The sequence below is a fragment of the Deltaproteobacteria bacterium genome, from assembly GCA_016219225.1.
In the GTDB taxonomy this organism is placed as follows: Bacteria; Desulfobacterota; RBG-13-43-22; order RBG-13-43-22; family RBG-13-43-22; genus RBG-13-43-22.
In genome coordinates this window covers 1-16,887 of the sequence record JACRBX010000185.1, presented here as the reverse complement: position 1 = coordinate 16,887, position 16,887 = coordinate 1, and the positions used below count along the sequence as shown (strand labels likewise).

15 protein-coding genes are annotated in these 16,887 nt (G+C 49.7%); 2 read left to right on the top strand and 13 right to left on the bottom strand.

Annotated features, from left to right (window positions below):
- From HY879_15960 to HY879_15900, 13 genes are all read right to left on the bottom strand, one after another.
- Positions 1-1,612 (bottom strand): methyl-viologen-reducing hydrogenase subunit delta (locus HY879_15960; protein MBI5604835.1); only part of this gene is annotated, 1,612 nt, incomplete at its 3' end.
- A 35-nt stretch (positions 1,613-1,647) separates the two neighbouring features.
- Complete coding sequence (locus tag HY879_15955; protein ID MBI5604834.1) at positions 1,648-2,241, bottom strand: (2Fe-2S)-binding protein; 594 nt, start codon at positions 2,239-2,241, stop codon at positions 1,648-1,650.
- 39 nt (positions 2,242-2,280) lie between these two features.
- On the bottom strand, positions 2,281-4,182 hold the full coding sequence (locus HY879_15950) for an NADH-quinone oxidoreductase subunit NuoF (protein ID MBI5604833.1): 1,902 nt from the start codon (positions 4,180-4,182) through the stop codon (positions 2,281-2,283).
- A 23-nt stretch (positions 4,183-4,205) separates the two neighbouring features.
- A complete protein-coding gene (locus HY879_15945) occupies positions 4,206-4,667 on the bottom strand; it encodes an NAD(P)H-dependent oxidoreductase subunit E (protein MBI5604832.1) in 462 nt (153 codons plus the stop codon).
- A gap of 559 nt (positions 4,668-5,226) precedes the next feature.
- Complete coding sequence (locus tag HY879_15940; GenBank protein ID MBI5604831.1) at positions 5,227-7,008, bottom strand: sigma 54-interacting transcriptional regulator; 1,782 nt, start codon at positions 7,006-7,008, stop codon at positions 5,227-5,229.
- A gap of 418 nt (positions 7,009-7,426) precedes the next feature.
- Complete coding sequence (locus HY879_15935; protein MBI5604830.1) at positions 7,427-7,660, bottom strand: hypothetical protein; 234 nt, start codon at positions 7,658-7,660, stop codon at positions 7,427-7,429.
- Positions 7,661-7,821: 161 nt separating this feature from the next.
- Positions 7,822-8,685 carry an ATP-binding protein gene (locus tag HY879_15930; GenBank protein MBI5604829.1) on the bottom strand — a complete coding sequence of 288 codons (864 nt, stop codon included), beginning with the start codon at positions 8,683-8,685 and terminating at the stop codon, positions 7,822-7,824.
- Between the two features lie 31 nt (positions 8,686-8,716).
- Positions 8,717-9,574 carry an ATP-binding protein gene (locus tag HY879_15925; protein ID MBI5604828.1) on the bottom strand — a complete coding sequence of 286 codons (858 nt, stop codon included), beginning with the start codon at positions 9,572-9,574 and terminating at the stop codon, positions 8,717-8,719.
- Entirely contained in the window at positions 9,564-10,808 is a 1,245-nt protein-coding gene (locus HY879_15920; protein ID MBI5604827.1) for a P-loop NTPase, read from the bottom strand. The genes HY879_15925 and HY879_15920 overlap by 11 nt, the downstream gene beginning before the upstream one ends.
- A 354-nt stretch (positions 10,809-11,162) precedes the next feature.
- Positions 11,163-11,321, bottom strand: a complete 159-nt coding sequence (locus tag HY879_15915) for a hypothetical protein (protein ID MBI5604826.1) — start codon at positions 11,319-11,321, stop codon at positions 11,163-11,165.
- A 342-nt stretch (positions 11,322-11,663) separates the two neighbouring features.
- Complete coding sequence (locus HY879_15910; GenBank protein ID MBI5604825.1) at positions 11,664-12,026, bottom strand: NifB/NifX family molybdenum-iron cluster-binding protein; 363 nt, start codon at positions 12,024-12,026, stop codon at positions 11,664-11,666.
- Positions 12,027-12,044: 18 nt separating this feature from the next.
- The gene (locus HY879_15905) at positions 12,045-12,386 is read right to left on the bottom strand and encodes a hypothetical protein (protein MBI5604824.1); all 342 of its coding nucleotides are present in this window, start codon (positions 12,384-12,386) and stop codon (positions 12,045-12,047) included.
- A 190-nt stretch (positions 12,387-12,576) separates the two neighbouring features.
- Entirely contained in the window at positions 12,577-13,911 is a 1,335-nt protein-coding gene (locus HY879_15900; protein ID MBI5604823.1) for a sigma 54-interacting transcriptional regulator, read from the bottom strand.
- Positions 13,912-14,225: 314 nt separating this feature from the next.
- Here HY879_15900 and HY879_15895 point away from each other — a divergent pair, with 314 nt between their 5' ends.
- Together HY879_15895 and HY879_15890 are read left to right on the top strand one after the other, a co-directional pair.
- A complete protein-coding gene (locus HY879_15895) occupies positions 14,226-15,905 on the top strand; it encodes a respiratory nitrate reductase subunit gamma (protein ID MBI5604822.1) in 1,680 nt (559 codons plus the stop codon).
- A 503-nt stretch (positions 15,906-16,408) separates the two neighbouring features.
- The coding region (locus tag HY879_15890; protein ID MBI5604821.1) for a disulfide reductase at positions 16,409-16,887 on the top strand (479 nt) is incomplete at its 3' end.

The following is a 16,887-nucleotide window of genomic DNA, read 5'->3' as shown; positions in this document are numbered from 1 at the left end:
AGGGGCAGGCTGCTGCACGGGTGCCTCCTCCGGTACAGACCATGGGATCCACTTGACGGGGTATACCCCCACCCGGACCCTCCACCGGGGAGATGCCTCCGCAATGACAAATTTCCTTACAAAGCCCACAGCCAATACAGAGGGAAGGGTCGACCACGCAAACCATACGGGGGGCGTATAATTCTCCCCTTTTATCCTTTTCTACGATCTCGGCGGTTTGATTGGCGGCCCGTCGGCCCTGGCGTAAAGCCTCATGGAGATCGCAAGGATAGCCGGCGCTCCCTGCCAGATACAGGGGCTCCCGGCCGACCTGTTCCGGCCGGACTTTTTCCTGTTTGACCTCTAAAAATTTGCCCTCTTCACTTTCCAGCCCCAAGACTTTGGCCACCCGGGTGGCCTCTACCCCTACAGAGCGCCTGGGGGATAGGATCAGTTTTTCCCAGGGCAGTTCATATTCCGTGTGATCTTTGGGGTCACAATAGGTAAGGTAATTGGCCTGGACGGTCGGTCGCAAGGCCCCATCATAGGGGACCCACCGGATCTTCAATTCCCGGCTGACCCGTCGCTCATCGGCTGACAACGGAACGGCCATCTGATGGTTGTAAAGCATGGTAATATCCACATCGGAACGGTGTTCGGCCATGTAGCGGGCCATGGACCAGGCACACCGGGAAGAAAGATAGGCAAATTCAGGGGTTCCGGACTCATAATCGTTGATCCAAAAGACGATTTTTCCTGAAGGGACCCCTTTAACCCAGATCAGCTCTTCCGTTTCCGTATGGCAGATGACGGTCTTTCCGTCATGGCCGAAATTCGAGCCCTGATTGAGCATCTGTCCATCCAGACAGGCGATAATAGCCCCGGCTTCATAAGCCCTGGGGGGCCCGCCACCTACTTCGGGACTGGAAAAGGTGACCGTATATTGGCCGGTCCGGCCTTTTAAACCGCTTAATTCGCCTACCGTGATCCGCCGTACAAAGGGACTCTGAGCCACTTCCTCCATGATCTTACGTAACCGTTCATAATAATGGCGCTCTCCGGGATAGTGCTCATGGAGCATCCGGATTTCATCCTCATATTCATCCGTTTGAACGGCAATGATACAGTCGATCTCCCGGCGCAGGAGTTCCTGGGCTGCGGAATATGTGGCAAGGCCTCCTCCAAGGATCATGACCGGGCCGTTAAACGATATCTTTTCCTGCGGAGTAAGCTCTAACGTTGACAGGCCGGCAACTGCCGATCGGATCAGTTTGGCGCCTTTTTCAGCCATTGCCTCAGGCGGCAGGCTGTGAACTGCCGCTACATGGTCCCGCAAATTGACCATGTCCACCTGTCCTTCAAAAAAGCCTTCCTTCATCAATTCCTTTTCAATCTTTCCCAGCAGGATCCTGGCTTCACAACCGGCCACAACGATCCGGTTCAGACCTTTTCCCCGAACCGTTTCTCTTAAATGGGCCAGGCCGGGAGTCGTACAGGAAAAGGGTATAATTTCAGTATATTCGATTAAAGGATCTTCCTGGACCAAGCGTTCCAGGGCCTCAAGATCGACCGGAGACTCGATGCGGCGATCGCATTTACACAAAAAGACCCCGATTTTATTTTGGTTGTTCATAAAACCTCCTTTGCTCACCTTTTCAGGAATAGGGATCATAACTGGCGGCCCTCAAGGCCACCGCGGACCTTATCCAAACGGGTTTGCATGGCCCCAGTCGGACAAACCGTTACACAAGAGCCGCAAGCCACACAGGCCTCGGAAGATTTTCCGAATGGGGTGCCGATGACCTTATGGACCCCACGGCCGACCGTTGTAATGGCTGAAACCCCGACCACTTCCTGGCAGACCCGCACACATAAACCGCACAGCATGCACTGCTCCTGAGGATTCTTTATAGAAAAACGGGAAGTAGTTACGCCATATTCTGCAGCCAGGGCCTTTATTTCTTTACTGGCCGGACACTCGGCCAGGAGCATCTCCAGGACCCATCGCCGGACATTTTTCACCCGGTCGCTGTCCGTTAAAACCGTAATCCCTTCTTTAACAGGATACATGCAGGAAATGACTACCTTGGACCAGGACCCTTCCACTAATTCCACTACGCACAGGCGGCAGGCCCCGCTCGGGCCTACGGCTTCGTGATAACAAAGGGTGGGGATATGGATTCCCGCCTCTTTGGCCGCATCCAGAACGGTCCAGTCCGGCTGGGCCTCCACTTCCTGACCATTGATCTTAAATTGGATCATTATTTCAACCTCCTCCGTTACTCAGGCCCACAGACTCGATCAAGAGACCTGCACGGCTTCAAATTTACAGTTATCCAAACAAATACCGCAGCGGATACATTTTTCTGTTTCGATACGATGGGGTTTTTTCTTTTCCCCTTGAATACATTTTTGGGGACAGTTTCGGGCACAAAGCATACAGCCGGTACATTTTTCCGGATCGATCTGATAGGTAATCAGATCCTTACAGACCCCGGCCGGACAGCGTTGTTGCTCGATATGGGCAAGATATTCCTCTCTAAAATATTTTACAGTGGTCAATACCGGGTTCGGGGCACTGCCGCCCAGGGCACAGAGAGACCCATCCTGAATGGCCTGGGCCAGACTCATTAAGTCCTCCAGATCCTGTTTGCTTCCCTGTCCTTTACTGAAGGTATCCAACATTTCCCGCATCCGGGTTACTCCCAGCCGGCAGGGAAGACATTTGCCGCAAGATTCCTCTTCCAGAAACTTTAAAAAATAACAGGCCACGTCGACCACGCAATCCCTGCGGTCCATAACGATCATCCCTCCGGAACCCATCATGGACCCGGCTTTAGTCAGGGAATCGAAATCAACCGCTACATCTTTCAAGGTATAAGGAATACACCCTCCCGATGGGCCGCCGGTCTGGACCGCTTTAAAGGGCTTCCCTCCCGGAACACCCCCCCCGATTTCTTCAATGATCTTTACCAAGGGAATTCCCATGGGAACTTCCACCAGACCCACATTGTTGACCTTGCCGACCAGAGAAAAGACCTTGGTTCCGGTGCTGGTCGGGACCCCTATCCCGGCATACCAATCCGCCCCTTTCTCGATGATGACCGGCACATTAGCCCAGGATTCGACATTATTGAGGACCGTAGGTTTACCCCAAAGCCCTTCTTCGACAGAGCGGACATACTTGGGTCTAGGTTCGCCGGCCCTCCCTTCAAGGGAGGTAAAAAGGGCCGTAGATTCCCCGCAGACAAAGGCGCCGGCACCCCGATTGATCTGAATATCGAAGTCAAATCCGGTTCCCAAAATATTCTGTCCCAGGAGGCCCAGGGACCGGGCCTGGTCCATGGCAATAATCAGGTGTTTAATGGCTATGGGGTATTCGGCCCTGACATAGATGTACCCCTGGTGGCATCCCAGGGCGTAGGCGCCGATGATCATCCCTTCCAAAACGGCATGAGGGTCCCCCTCCATGATAGTCCGGTCCATAAACGCTCCAGGATCCCCTTCATCACCGTTACAGACCACATAAACCGGACCGCCTTTTTTCTTTATGGCAGCCACGGCGCTGCGCCATTTCCGGCCAGTAGGGAAACCGGCTCCTCCCCGGCCCCGCAGCCCGGATTTTTCCACCTGGGAGATCACCTCATCGGGAGTGAGAGAGGTCATGGCCCTGGCCAAAGCCTGATAGCCGCCGGCGGCTATGGTGTCCCGAATATCCATGGGGTCGACTTTGCCTATGTTTCTGAGGACCACCCGCTGCTGAAATTTATAAAAGGGAATTTCTTTTTCAAGTGCAATGGGCTCTTTGGTCTTGGGGTCTTTATAAAGAAGGCGCTCTACCGGTTCTCCCTTTAACAAGGTCGTATTGACGATTTCCTCGGCATCACCGGCTTTCACCCGCTGGTAAAAGAGACCGTAAGGTTTAACGATGACCAATGGACCCCTGGAGCAAAATCCATGGCAGCCGGTGGTTTTGATTCCCGGCATGACCTTGGCTTGAAAGCCGGCCTTGGCAATGGTTTTGCGTAAGGCCTCACTGACCTTGGGACTGCCGTTGGCCAAACATCCCGTGCCGTGGCAGACGATCACCGTGGGCCGGGCAGGATCCTGAAGGGACAAGATTTCCTGTCTGAAGGCATTCAGTTCCTCTATCGATTTAATTTTCATACTATTTGGTTGTTCTGCTAATTTGGGTTGTGCCATGCCATTACCTTTCCCTTACGGCTTTATTCCGAGGCCAGTTTGTCGAGTAGCTTAACAAGCTTCGGGGTCGTGGTATTAGGTTGATAGTCACTATCGACAACGGAAACCGGTGCCAGGGCGCAGGCCCCCAGGCAATTAACGGTATCTAATGAATATTTCAGGTCCTTGGTTGTTTCGCCGGCCTTAATACCCAATCGCCTTTCCAATTCGGAGACGATACGCCCGGCCCCCTTCAGATGGCAGGCCGTTCCCAGACAGACCCGAATCTCGTGTTCTCCTTTGGGTTCCAGACTGAAAGACTGGTAAAACGTGGCCACCGCATAAGCCTGGGTTAAGGGGACGCCTACATGGTCACAGACCAGAGTCATGGCCTCGGGGGAGACATAGTTATAGGCAGCCTGAATATCTTGGAGGAGAAATATTAATGATTCCGGCTTTCCCGGATATCGTTCTATGATATCATCAATGTCCACATGTTCCTTGATCACTTTGAAACCTCCTTAAATAATGAAATTCATTGATTTTGCAAGAACAATTATCTTAATATGCAAAAAATAGGCCAAATTATTAATTTATTGAATTTGTTATATTTTTTATAAATAGGAAGGGGAAATTATTTTGAATGAAACAAAAATTGTTTCATCTGGATTAGCTTATAAAAACTCACCTGCAATCGGAAGGATTAAGCCCTGGGGCTGGAGTGATGGTAGAACAATTTGAATTTACTTTAAAAAGGCACCTATTTATTTTTTAAGAGATTGTCACTATCGATGGTCTCGTAAAAACTCGTCACCCCGGCGCAAGCCGGGGTCCAGGAAATTATAACCTGCTAAAAACATTGGATTCCGGCTTGCGCCGGAATGACGTAATGCGTGTTTCGGCGACTTTTTACGAATTCATCACTATTGACGCCTATGTAAAAACTCGTCATTCCCGCGCAGGCGGGAATCCAGACCATTATTAGTTGTTATTATTTGTGGACTTTAATGATGTTTCAAAATATTTCCAATTACTGAAACAATTGAAACAATTTGAAACATGGTCCTATTTTAAACCGAATTGTTTCATTTTTCGCCAGAGAGAAGTTCGGCTGAGACCTAATAAGGCGGCGGCTTCTTCACGGCGCCCGCCAGCCCGGGTTAAGGCCTTTTGGATGGCTTGGCTATCAGACTCCCCGCTGTTTTCCTGAATGCCTTCTAATTTGCGCTCCTGAAGGAATTCATCCATGGCCGGAAGGTTGTTTAAAAAAATTACCGGTCCCTTGACAAATACATAGGCATGTTCCAGGACCCTTTCGAGTTCCCGCACATTGCCCGGCCAGGGGTGGGTCATGAACAGGCGCTGGACCTTGGGGTCCAGGACGCGGATCTCTTTTTTGTATTTTTTATTGAGCCGGGCTATAAAATATTCGACCAGCAAAGGGATATCTTCCCGGCGTTCACGAAGGGGAGGGAGGGTTATCGGGACAGTACGGAGGCGGTAAAAAAGGTCTTCCCGAAACATTCCTTCCCGAAGGGCCTTGGCCAGATCCCGATTGGTAGCGCTTATAATACGGGCTTGCATAGGGATCAATCGGGTTCCCCCGACCCGTTCAAAGACCCTTTGCTCTAAAACCCGCAGAAGTTTTACTTGAAGCTCGGGCTTAAGTTCGCCGATTTCATCCAGAAATAAGGTCCCCCCCCTGGCCAGTTCAAAGCGCCCGACCTTGGATCTCACTGCGCCGGTAAAGGCCGCTTTTTCATGACCGAATAACTCCGATTCCAGAAGGGTTTCAGCCAGGGCCGAACAATTTACGGCAATAAAAGGCCCTTCTTTGTACGGAGATTGGTCATGAATGGCCCGGGCTATCAATTCTTTCCCGGTTCCGCTTTCTCCCTGGATCAGGACATTGACATCCGTTGCCGCCAGATCGGGGAGCATCTCAAAGATGCGGGTCATAGAAGGGCTTTTGCCAATAATATCCGACAGAAAATGTTTTTGAGGAGAAGGATTCAAAGCTTCATGTAATTCCAACAGGGGGCGGAAGGATTCGACCGCCCCGACGACCAGTCCATTGCGGTCCCGGACCACACTGGTATTAACCAGTACGGGCAATTTGGACCCCCGTTTATCAAGCATCCGTACATCCTGGTCCAACCGGGTGAGGCCTGTTTCCAGGGTGATGCGCAAGGGACAATCGGATTGACAAAGATCGGATCGGAAGATTTCCCAACAAAAGCGTCCCAAGACTTCATCGCGGCGATAACCCGTAATCCTCTCGGCCGTCTGATTAAAGGAGATGATCCGCCAGCGGGAATTAATGGTAAAGATCCCTTCGGCTAATTGTTCCAAAAGGTTTTCAAAACCCAGAGTGGGTACTTGGGGCAACAGGGCCGGATCGGTAAAGGGTCTGGGCTGAATGGCGACATACTCGGCATCCAGGAAGCTTAACAAAGCGCCGATGACTTGTTTCCCTGGCCCGAAAATGGGATTGGCCGAGTAGAGACAGTTAAAAGAAATACCCTGGGCATCTTCGGCCCTGGCCGGCAGGTTTTGGGTGCCATCACCTTTTCCCAGGGCATTATCCAATGCGGCCTGGGCTTCGGCTAAATAAGGACCTTGGAGGATGTTTTCAAGCAAAAACGGTTCGCCGGGCAACATTTCCTGTCCGAAGAGCCGCCGGGCTGTTTCATTGGAACCCATAATCCTGGATTTTCGATCCAGAACTACAGTGGCTTCTCCAGCCAAAAGGATCTGGGATCTGGCCTCAAGGTCTTCTTCCAACCCGGAGACCGGTTCTTCCGAATGGCGATTAGAGGTTGGTTTTTGGATATCGTTATCTTGCATCGGGCTAATTTAGTACGAAAATAGGGTTCAAGGATTCCAGGATTCGAGGGTTCAGCCGCTCGGCCCGCTCGGCTCCGCCGAGCTTCCGAAGAGGCTCCCTTTTGGGAGCCGATTCGTCGAGCTATAGAAAAGGTTCCCCTCCGGGGAACCGCAGGGTTTTAAATTCCAAGCCTTTCCCTTGAATCCTTGGCCCCTGTCCCGCCTTTGGCGGGATTGAATCCTTTTTCATGTTTCGTGGTGCCCAAAACGGGCATGAGGGTTTAATGGGAAGAGCTGAAAGCTGAAAGTCAAAACCCTGGACAGGGTTCAAGGTTTTTTTTACTTGCAACTTTATTCTTTAACTGATCCCTGATCCCTGATCCCCGATCTCCGATCCCTCTATTCATCCTTGCATCTTGCATCTTGTAACTTTTTTCCCTTATTTTGCAGAGGGCCGGTTCAGAATCCGGTTCAGTTCATCATCCTCCAGAAAAGATGAAACATTCCAGCAAAAGGCCCGGAGGTCTTCATCGGCCATACCCGGTTTCAATAATCTCGACGCTTCATCATATCCCCGGGTTTTTACGAGTGTGACCACTTCCCTTAATTCATGAAATCCCGCCGAATTATTATTCCGGTGGGCTTTTTCATAGGCCTTACATAAATTATTCACTCTGGTTACTGAACATCTTTTGCAAGTCCGCTCTCCCATGCTCCGGTTCCTTTTTAGTGGGGAATCGTTACCCGGTATCAGGCACGGTGGGAATTATACACGTTGTTGCAGATTGGGTCAAACAACTTTAATAATTAAAAACTTTAGCCTCGGCGGCCAGATCAATCAAGCAGATGTTCATGGATTTCCCCCCAGATCTTTTGTATTTCGACTCCCAGGCCATTTCGGCTGCATTCCGGAATGGTTTTTCCCTGGATCATGGCCTCGGTTACCGCCGGATCATAGGGAAGGCTTCCGGCCAGTCCCAGTCCTTTCTCCCGGCAATAGGTTTCAATCTGACCGGCCATCTCCTTGTTCAGGTCATATTTATTGATCAGGACCATCCCTGGAATTTTGAAGTGACCGGCTAAATCAAGCACCCGGTTCAGATCATGGAGCCCCGAGAGGGTCGGTTCAGTTACGATTAAGACTCCATCAGCACCGGTCAAGGAAGAAATCACCGGACAACCGATGCCCGGAGGGCCATCCACCAGGATCAAAGGCAGTCGTCTTTCTTCGGCCAGTTCCTGTGCTTTGCCTCGTATGAGGGCCACCAGCATCCCTGAGTTCTCCTGGCCTGGCTCTAACCGGGCGTGGACCATGGGCCCGAAGCGTGTTTCTGAGCTATACCATTCGCCGCAAACCGCTATGGGGAAGTCAATGGCCCCGAAGGAACAATATTGAACACAGACCCCACAGCCTTCGCAGGCGGTCGGGTCTACCCGAAAGTCTTCGTTGATGGCCTCAAAACGGCAGACTTCGCGGCAACGACCACAGTCCGTGCATAGTTTCGAGATGATCTTTGCCTTGCGGCCCCCCATGAATTCCTCACGTTTATTGATTACAGGTGCGAGCAGCAGGTGTAGATCCGGGGCATCCACATCGCAATCGACCAGGACCTTATTAGAGATTAGGGCTGCCAGGGCACCTACCAGACTGGTTTTGCCGGTTCCCCCCTTACCGCTTAAAACGCATAATTCCTTTATTTTAGTTACAGCCATACCGAGCCGCTTTCCCTTAATGTGTTTCTAAATAGTTTTTTATGTACCCTTTAAGGATTTCGTGGAAAAGTTTTTGAAATTTTTCCCTTAATTCCGGGTGTATTTCAACGAGTGACTGCCCTTGGGCATAGCCTTCGGCTATCTTTCGGTCAAAGGGGATCTTCATTAACAAAGGGATCCCTTCGGATTCCAGGTAGGTTTGGACCTGATTATCGCCTATATCGGCTCGGTTCAGGATTACCCCGCAGGGAATACCCAAGGTTCCCAGGGCCTCGACGGCCAGCTTTAAATCATAAAGCCCGAATGGGGTGGGTTCGGTCACCAGGATCGTAAAATCCGAGCCTTTCACCGTCTGAATAACCGGGCAGGAAGTTCCGGGTGGAGAATCCAGGATGACAACCTGTTTTCTGTCGATTCGTTTTTTGACCTCTTTGATCAAAGGGGGTGACAAGGGCTCCCCGACCCGTAATCGACCATGAACAAAATGCACGGGCCCGGCCCAACCCTCTTCAACCTCCCCCAATTCTTTCCGATCCGGTATCAAGGCCTTCGGCGCACAGACCAGAAAACACCCTCCGCAGGCATGGCACATTTCAGGGAAAGTCAGAATCGTTTCGCCTAACACCAGGATGGCCTTAAATTGGCAAAGTTGGGAACAGGCCTGGCAATATGTGCATTTTTCCTCATCGGCCTTCGGGATCTGGAGATAAACCGTCTCTTTTTTCTCCCATCGGGTCTTCATGAAGATATGTGCGTTGGGGGCTTCCACATCGCAATCCAGGAGTTGAGCCGGTTTCTCCAGAGATAAGGCCAGAGCCACGGCCACACTGGTCTTGCCTGTTCCCCCCTTCCCGCTGGCGATACTAATGATCACAGACGTTGGCTCCGGTAACTAAAGTTTGATTGACATAATGGGCAATCAATTCTTCCACAGGAAGTTGCGGGGCACCGGTTAATACTTTGATTCCTTGTTCCGTAAAAAGACCGACGGCCCGCTGTCCCATCCCTCCGGCGATGATGAGATTCACCCCTTTTTCGCCTAACCAGCGGGGCAGAAGTCCCGGTTCGTGGGGAGGGGGAGTTACAGATACCTTTTGAATAATGTTTTTTCCTCGTAAATCGACTAAAGCAAACTGTTCGCAGTGACCAAAATGATTACAAAGAATTCCCTCAGCCAAGGGGATGGCAATCTTTAAACTATCGAGCGTTGGTATTTTTGAGTCCATTCGGGTTAATTCCTCCTGCACAGGTATTATCGGGGCTTTTCGGTTTCCGGTCGTTGCAATTACTATCTTTTCAATAATACCATCAAGTGCCCCTTTAACGGCCGGGACCGGGTTATTAAGGAGATAGGCCTTTCCCTGATCGGTCATTTCCATGAGGTGCATATCAAAAGGAATACTCCCCAAAAATGGAACGCCCATGGAGACGGCGGTTCGTTTTCCCCCATCTTTTTTAAAAATGGCCGATTCCTGTCCGCAGTGCGTACAGATATAACCGCTCATGTTTTCTACCAGGCCCATGATGGGCATGTTGACCTGGTGGCAAAAATTGATGGACTTGCGTACATCGGATAAGGAGATTTCCTGAGGGGTGGTAACGACAATGGCCTGGGCATCCGGTATGGTCTGGGCTACGGTCAAGGGTTCATCCCCTGTTCCCGGGGGGGAATCAATAATCAGGAAATCCAGGTCTTCCCAGATGACATCGGCGATAAATTGCCGGATGACCCCGATCTTCAAGGGACCTCGCCAGATCATGGGGGAATCCTTGTCGGGCATCAATACTTCAACGGATATTACCTTAAGGTTTTCATTCACGGGGATAGGGTAAATCCCTACATTTTGTTGAATGGGGGCCTGACCATTCAGTCCGAGCATCCTGGGAATGCTGGGACCATGTAAATCCACGTCCATAAGACCGACCTGGTAGCCTTTCAGGGATAAGCCTACGGCCAGGTTGGCCGCCAGACTGCTTTTCCCGACCCCTCCCTTTCCACTCATGACCAATAATTTGTTTTTAATACGGGATAACGATCTGGCAATAGAGGCATCTTCCGCCCGTTGGGAATCATTTCCCGCATGAGAACCATGTCCACAACTACTCATAATCAAAACTCCTTTCAATATTTATTGTTCCAATTTTTTAAAAAACCGTACCAGTTTAGCTTTTTGAAAAACTATTTTCACCGCAGAGACGCCAAGAACGCAAAGGGGAAATAATTTTTCCTTAAACCACCTTTTGTTTGAGCCCCGCCCCTGAGGGAGTGGGAGGTGCTCCTTCGTCGGCGGGACTCATCCGGCCTTTGCCGGTGAAAACTTTTTATTCAAAACTCCTCTATGTTAACCTATGCTTAACAAAATGTTGGGTGGGTGGAGTGATAACGTAACCCACCGATTAATGAGGTCCTTATTCTACTAAATCCTATCCCCGGACCATGGCGGTGCCGCATTTGGGACATTTCATGGTACTGCAGGGCGTTCCCCTGGTATGGGGGCTCTTATTGCCGCATTTAGGGCAAAGACAATTTCCACCGGCACCCAGGCCGGAACCACCACCCATTCTGCCTCCTCCCGACCCAGGACCGCCACCACGGCCTTTTCCTGCCGGGCCGGTTCCATCTCTTCCTGGCATAATCCCTCCTTTATTCTTGGACTGTTAATGATGATGCCTATATTAAAAACTCTCTAAGGCCGTCACTCCGGCTAACCCCGGATCAGACGCCGGGGGACAGGAGTAGTCGAATTCCCTGGATTCCGGCTTTCGCCGGAATGACGTGATGCGGGTTTCATCGACTTTTTGCGGACTTATCGATGGTGATGGTCTCGTAAAAATGCGTCATTCCCGCGCAGGCGGGAATCCAGACCATAAGCCACTAATTCATCCCGCATAAATTCCGCAATCCGCAATCAAAAGAGTTTTGTCCTATTCCTAATATTCCGCAATCCACAATCAAAGGGGTGTTATCCCCAATGTCCTTCCACATTAGGTGTTTCGGCATAATTAATCTTGTCTTGTTTAAACTGGGTAACGGCATCCATAAGCGTTCCAGATATTCCCACCGCCACCTTAATCCCGGTGGCCTTCAATACCTGGAAAGCTTTGGGGCCGCAGTTGCCGGTCAAGAGGATATTCGCTCCGCTTTCCACAATAATCTGAGCGGCCTGAATTCCGGCCCCTTGAGGCAAATGCAGGTTCTGTTTATTTTCTACAACCGCATAATGCATCGTTTCCGGATTGACCAGGATAAAAAAGGCCGCCCGTCCAAAACGAGGGTCGATCTCCGCCGACAGGGTTTTCCCCTTGGCACTAATGGCTATTTTCATTTTTTTAAATAAATCCTTTCAGCGTCTCCTTTTCCTGGCCCGACAACAGGAGACATTTAAATTTCCTCTTAAATACTCTTCTATGATGGTATCTACTTCTCCATAAAGAGGGGAGGCCACCTGAATTCCAAAACGGTTTAATCCGATCCGGTCTTCAATCCGAATTCCACCACAAATCAGTTGGTCTATTCCCATTTGCCGCAGTTGAATGATCTTTTCGTCGGGCAGCCAGTGACCGATATCTAATTCCATTCTTTCCACCGGTTGATTTTTCTCTATCGCCAGGACCAGTAATTTCCGGGCGCAGTCCAGGCGGGGAGAAACCCGGTTGTGGAAGATGGGAATGGCCACTTTAATCATGTATAATTATTCCGGCCCTTATTCGTTTAGATTTTTCATTTCAATATTCTAATTAATCAAAAAGGATGCCAAAAAAAGAACATGGGTATTTAATAATAATATTAATTGGATACTAAATTATCGGCGTCCGGCTGGTTTTGAGCATAAATTGCAAATTGCAATAAATTGATTGCAAAATTGCAATTTGCAATCAAGAAGGGGATGAAGAAAAGCGTTTAAGCTTTCGCCAGAGGGTGGTGGGGTGGAGCCCTAATTCTTTGGCGGCCAGGGTTCGATTGCCCTGATATTTTTCCAGGACCTTTTGGATGACCTCCCATTCCTGGTCCTTCCATTTTTTCCCCAAAAGAAGGGTTGGAATGGCGGATTCCCAGCCGTAATGCTGGAGGTCGGGGGGAAGATGGGATAATTGGATAACAGGACCGTGGCAGAGGACAAAGGCATGTTCAATGATATTTTCCAATTCCCGAATATTGCCGGGAAAATCATAATGCATCAAGATTTGGAGTGCCTTTGACGAGACCTGGGAAATTTTTTTTCCGGTTCTAAAATTAAATTTATTAATGAAATGCTCAATCAGAAGAGGGATATCTTCGCGGCGTTCTTTTAAAGAAGGTAATTCGATCTGGATGACCTTGAGTCGATAATAAAGATCCTCTCGGAACAGGCCGCTTTTAACCAGATCCTTCAGACCCTTATTGGTTGCAGAGATTAAACGGGCCTTAACGTTTCGGCTTACATTGGAACCCAGGGGTTCATAGGTTTTTTCCTGGAGGACCCTTAATAACTTGGCCTGCACCGTCAGGGGCAGGTCAGCGATTTCATCTAAAAATAAGGTCCCGGAATCGACCAGCGCAAACTTTCCGGGTTTGTCTTTTTTGGCGTCGGTAAAGGCCCCGCGAACATAGCCGAAAAGCTCGGATTCAAGCAGGGTCTCCGGCAGGGCACTGCAATTAATGGCTACAAAAGGCTTATCCTTCCGGCCACTCAGTTGGTGAATGGCTTTGGCCAGGATCTCTTTGCCGGACCCGCTGGGACCCAGGATGAGGACTGCGCTGTCACTCCGGGCGATATCGGGCAGGATGTCGAAGATTTTCTGCAGGGCGGCACTTTTACTAACGATGTCATTCAGGGTATACTTTCCGGTTATTTCTTTACGCAGGGTCTCGATAACCCTCAAATCGCGAAAGGTCTCCACCCCTCCGATCATTTTTCCCTGAACGTCCTTTAAAACGGCGGTGGTAACGCTGATCGGAAGGACTTTCCCTTCGGCATTTAAAATATTGACCGGCAGGTCCACGACATTTTTCCCGGTTTTTAGGGTCCGGGCCAGGGCACAGGACTCCTGGCAAATATCGGCCTGAAAGATCTCATAACATTTTTTGCCCATGGCCTTTTCCCGGGGGAATCCGGTTATGGCTTCCGCCGCCTGGTTGAAGGAGGTAATCACCCGATCCTTGTTTATGGTAAAGACCCCTTCGGTAATGCTGTCCAGTATGATTTTTAAAAAGGCCGGGGTGGATTTCATTTTTCCATTATCCTGGTTTTCGGAGTCTTTTTCAAGACCTTAGTTCGAAAATAGAAAATACAGGCTATAGGCTATAGGCACGAGGCTATAGGAAAAGAAAAATCGGGAAAACCTTATAACCTATTGACCATCGCCCATCGCCCATAGCCTTTCGCCCCTTTTATTAATAAGTTGACTTAAGTCAAAGCTTTTGGATTTTAACCAAGTTAAATTATTTAAACCCTTGCGTCGGTTTGCGGCAGGAATTATAATGAATTTAAAGGGATTTTGGCTTACCGGAAGGGGATGGATTGCAATGATTTCTTGGAGGGGCCATGTTTTTTAAAATCTGTCTTTATGCAGCCTTGATTATTTTCGGTCTGGGGCTGGGTTATAAGGTCCTGATGTGGTTTCAATGCCGGATCGGCGATCAAGCCAGAAGGATCAGGCCCCGGGAACGATTTTTTCAGGCCTTTAAAGGCATTTCATCCACCCTCCTCAGTCGAAAGCTTTTTCTCCTGGGAAAGATTTGGGTCCGGGAGATCCTACTGCAAAAACGGATCGGGCGGGAAGGATTTTGGCGCTGGTTCATGCATATTTGTATTGCCTATGGGTTTTTATTCCTGCTCCTGATGCATGCCCTGGAACGCTATGTGAGCCAAAAACTCTTCTCCGAATACGCCGCCACCCTGAATCCCTTTCTTTTTTTGAGAAATTTCTTTGGGGCCATGCTGCTGGCCGGTTTACTCATTGCCGTCTATCGCCGTCTGACCGACCCGGTCATGCGCCTCACTACCCGCAGTGCCGATGTCTATGCCCTGATGGTCCTTTCCTTGATCGCCCTTTCCGGATTTTTTTTGGAGGCCACCAAGATCCTATCTCACCAACGGTTTCAGGAAATGGTTTCGGAATATTCTTCGATAACCGATGAGGGGGAAGTCAGGACCCTGAGAGCCTATTGGTCCAAAGACTTTGCTGTGGTCTTTCCGCAGGTCCCTCCTATGGATTCCATCAGCTTAGAAAAGGGGCGGGAACTCCATGTTCTGAATTGTGCTTCCTGCCATTCGAAACCCACATCGGCCTTTTTATCGTATCCTCTGGCTAAAGCGATGAGTCCGCTGGCTCTGGCCTTGGGTCAAGCCGGAATCAGGTCCTTTCTCTGGTATTTCCATTTCCTGGTTTGTTTTATCGGCCTGGCCTTATTGCCCTTTACCAAATTTTTCCACATCCTGACCAGTCCCCTGGTGCTCCTGATCAACGGGGTGATGGACCGTACCACGGCCTCTCCGGCCAATATCGTCACTGTCCAGGCCATTGAGCTGGATGCCTGCACCCATTGCGCGGTCTGTTCTCAACATTGTTCCGTAAGGCCGATTTTCAGGCATATCCCGAATCTGACTATTTTGCCATCAGAAAAATTAAGCGCTTTTCAAGAGATCGTTTATCGGAAAAAACAAAAGCCCCAAAGCCTGTCCCATTTTCAGGAAGGGGCCTCCATTTGTACCGGCTGCTACAGAGGCACACAGGTTTGTCCGGTCGGCATTATCGCCCAGGAATTGTGGTTTTGCATGCGGGATGATCTCCAGCATCTGGGCTGTCCGGACCTGTTTGTTTCGACCCGTGACAGCTTTGTCTCCCGGTTCGAGCGGGATAAGACCAAAGCCATTATTCCATTGACGTCAAAGGGGAAAGTCTTTAGAAATGATGTCCAACTATCCTTCCAGGGTCCTACCTTTTATGCCTGTTATGAATGCGTCACCTGTACCAACGCCTGCCCGGTGGTCATTAATTATAAAAATCCCACAGAGGAACTGGGGTTGCTCCCCCATCAAATTATGCATAGTTTGAAATTCGGTCTTCAGGATAGTGTGTTAGGGCCCGGCCTGGTCTGGGAATGCCTGGGGTGTTATAATTGTCAGGAGAACTGCCCCCAGGGGGTTCGGGTAACGGATATCCTTTTTGAAATTAAGAATATCGCTTTTCAACAGATGGGGAAGCTCAAGGCTCAAAGCTGAGAGGTTAAGGCTCAAAGCTCAAAGGACAAATCTTGGAATTTAGAACCCTGTTTTCATATTAAGCCTTCATGGGCCGTCGGGTCACCATGAAGCATGAAAATATTGCTTTGCTTGGCTTTGGATCGTCATTCCGGCAAAAGCCGGAATCCAGGTTAAAGAAAGCACCTAAAGCCCTGGATGCCGGATCGGGTCCGGCATGACGGAGCACAAACAAGCCCGGAGGTTAATCCAGGATATTTCCGTATTAAACTCTCAGCCACGCTTAGGGCGTGGCACCACGAAACATGAAAATAAAATTTAGAATCAGGTGTTTAAGAGTTTTTATTCTGGATTCTGGATTCTTGTTTTTTTTAAACCCTCATGCCCCAGGGGCGCCACGAGGCATGGAGATAACTTAAGGTGGCAATGGTCGAGGGGCAATAGTAAGAAAGGTTTCCCTGATTTTTCTTCACCTATAGCCTCTTGCCTCGTGCCTATAGCCTGTATTTTTAAAGGAATTGCCAATGCAAATGATCTTGTTCCCCGGATGCAAAGTGCCCTATTATGTCCCCTTTTACGAAACCTCCAGTCGAATGGTCCTGGATCGGTTCGGGATCGAATTCGTGGATCTGGAACTTGCCTGTTGCGGATACCCGATTCGCTTTCTGGACTTTAAAGCCTTTATTTTTTCCGCGGCCCGAAATATCGCCCTGGTCGGCGAAAAGGGGTTACCCCTGGTGTGTCTTTGTAAGTGCTGTTACGGCACGCTGCGCTATGCGGATTTTCTTTTAAAAAAAAATGAGGCGCTATTAAAGGAAGTTAATGAGGTCTTAAAGGAAGAAGGCCTGAGGTATCCTGCCGGAGTTGAAATCAAACACCTGTTAAATGTTTTTTTTGAAGATATTGATCCAACCAATATCTGGAAAAAAAATACCCGGCCTTTCCAAAATCTTAAGGTGGCCCCCCATTACGGGTGCCACATCCTGCGTCCCCGGGATGTGGT

What these genes read in the sequence shown, in the direction of transcription:
- HY879_15955 (MBI5604834.1), bottom strand. Translation starts at nt 2,241, where the DNA reads ATGATCCAATTTAAGATCAATGGTCAGGAAGTGGAGGCCCAGCCGGAC.
- HY879_15950 (MBI5604833.1), bottom strand. Translation starts at nt 4,182, where the DNA reads ATGGCACAACCCAAATTAGCAGAACAACCAAATAGTATGAAAATTAAA.
- HY879_15940 (MBI5604831.1), bottom strand. Translation starts at nt 7,008, where the DNA reads ATGCAAGATAACGATATCCAAAAACCAACCTCTAATCGCCATTCGGAA.
- HY879_15920 (MBI5604827.1), bottom strand. Translation starts at nt 10,808, where the DNA reads ATGAGTAGTTGTGGACATGGTTCTCATGCGGGAAATGATTCCCAACGG.
- HY879_15915 (MBI5604826.1), bottom strand. Translation starts at nt 11,321, where the DNA reads ATGGAACCGGCCCGGCAGGAAAAGGCCGTGGTGGCGGTCCTGGGTCGG.
- HY879_15910 (MBI5604825.1), bottom strand. Translation starts at nt 12,026, where the DNA reads ATGAAAATAGCCATTAGTGCCAAGGGGAAAACCCTGTCGGCGGAGATC.
- HY879_15905 (MBI5604824.1), bottom strand. Translation starts at nt 12,386, where the DNA reads ATGATTAAAGTGGCCATTCCCATCTTCCACAACCGGGTTTCTCCCCGC.
- HY879_15900 (MBI5604823.1), bottom strand. Translation starts at nt 13,911, where the DNA reads ATGAAATCCACCCCGGCCTTTTTAAAAATCATACTGGACAGCATTACC.
- HY879_15895 (MBI5604822.1), top strand. Translation starts at nt 14,226, where the DNA reads ATGTTTTTTAAAATCTGTCTTTATGCAGCCTTGATTATTTTCGGTCTG.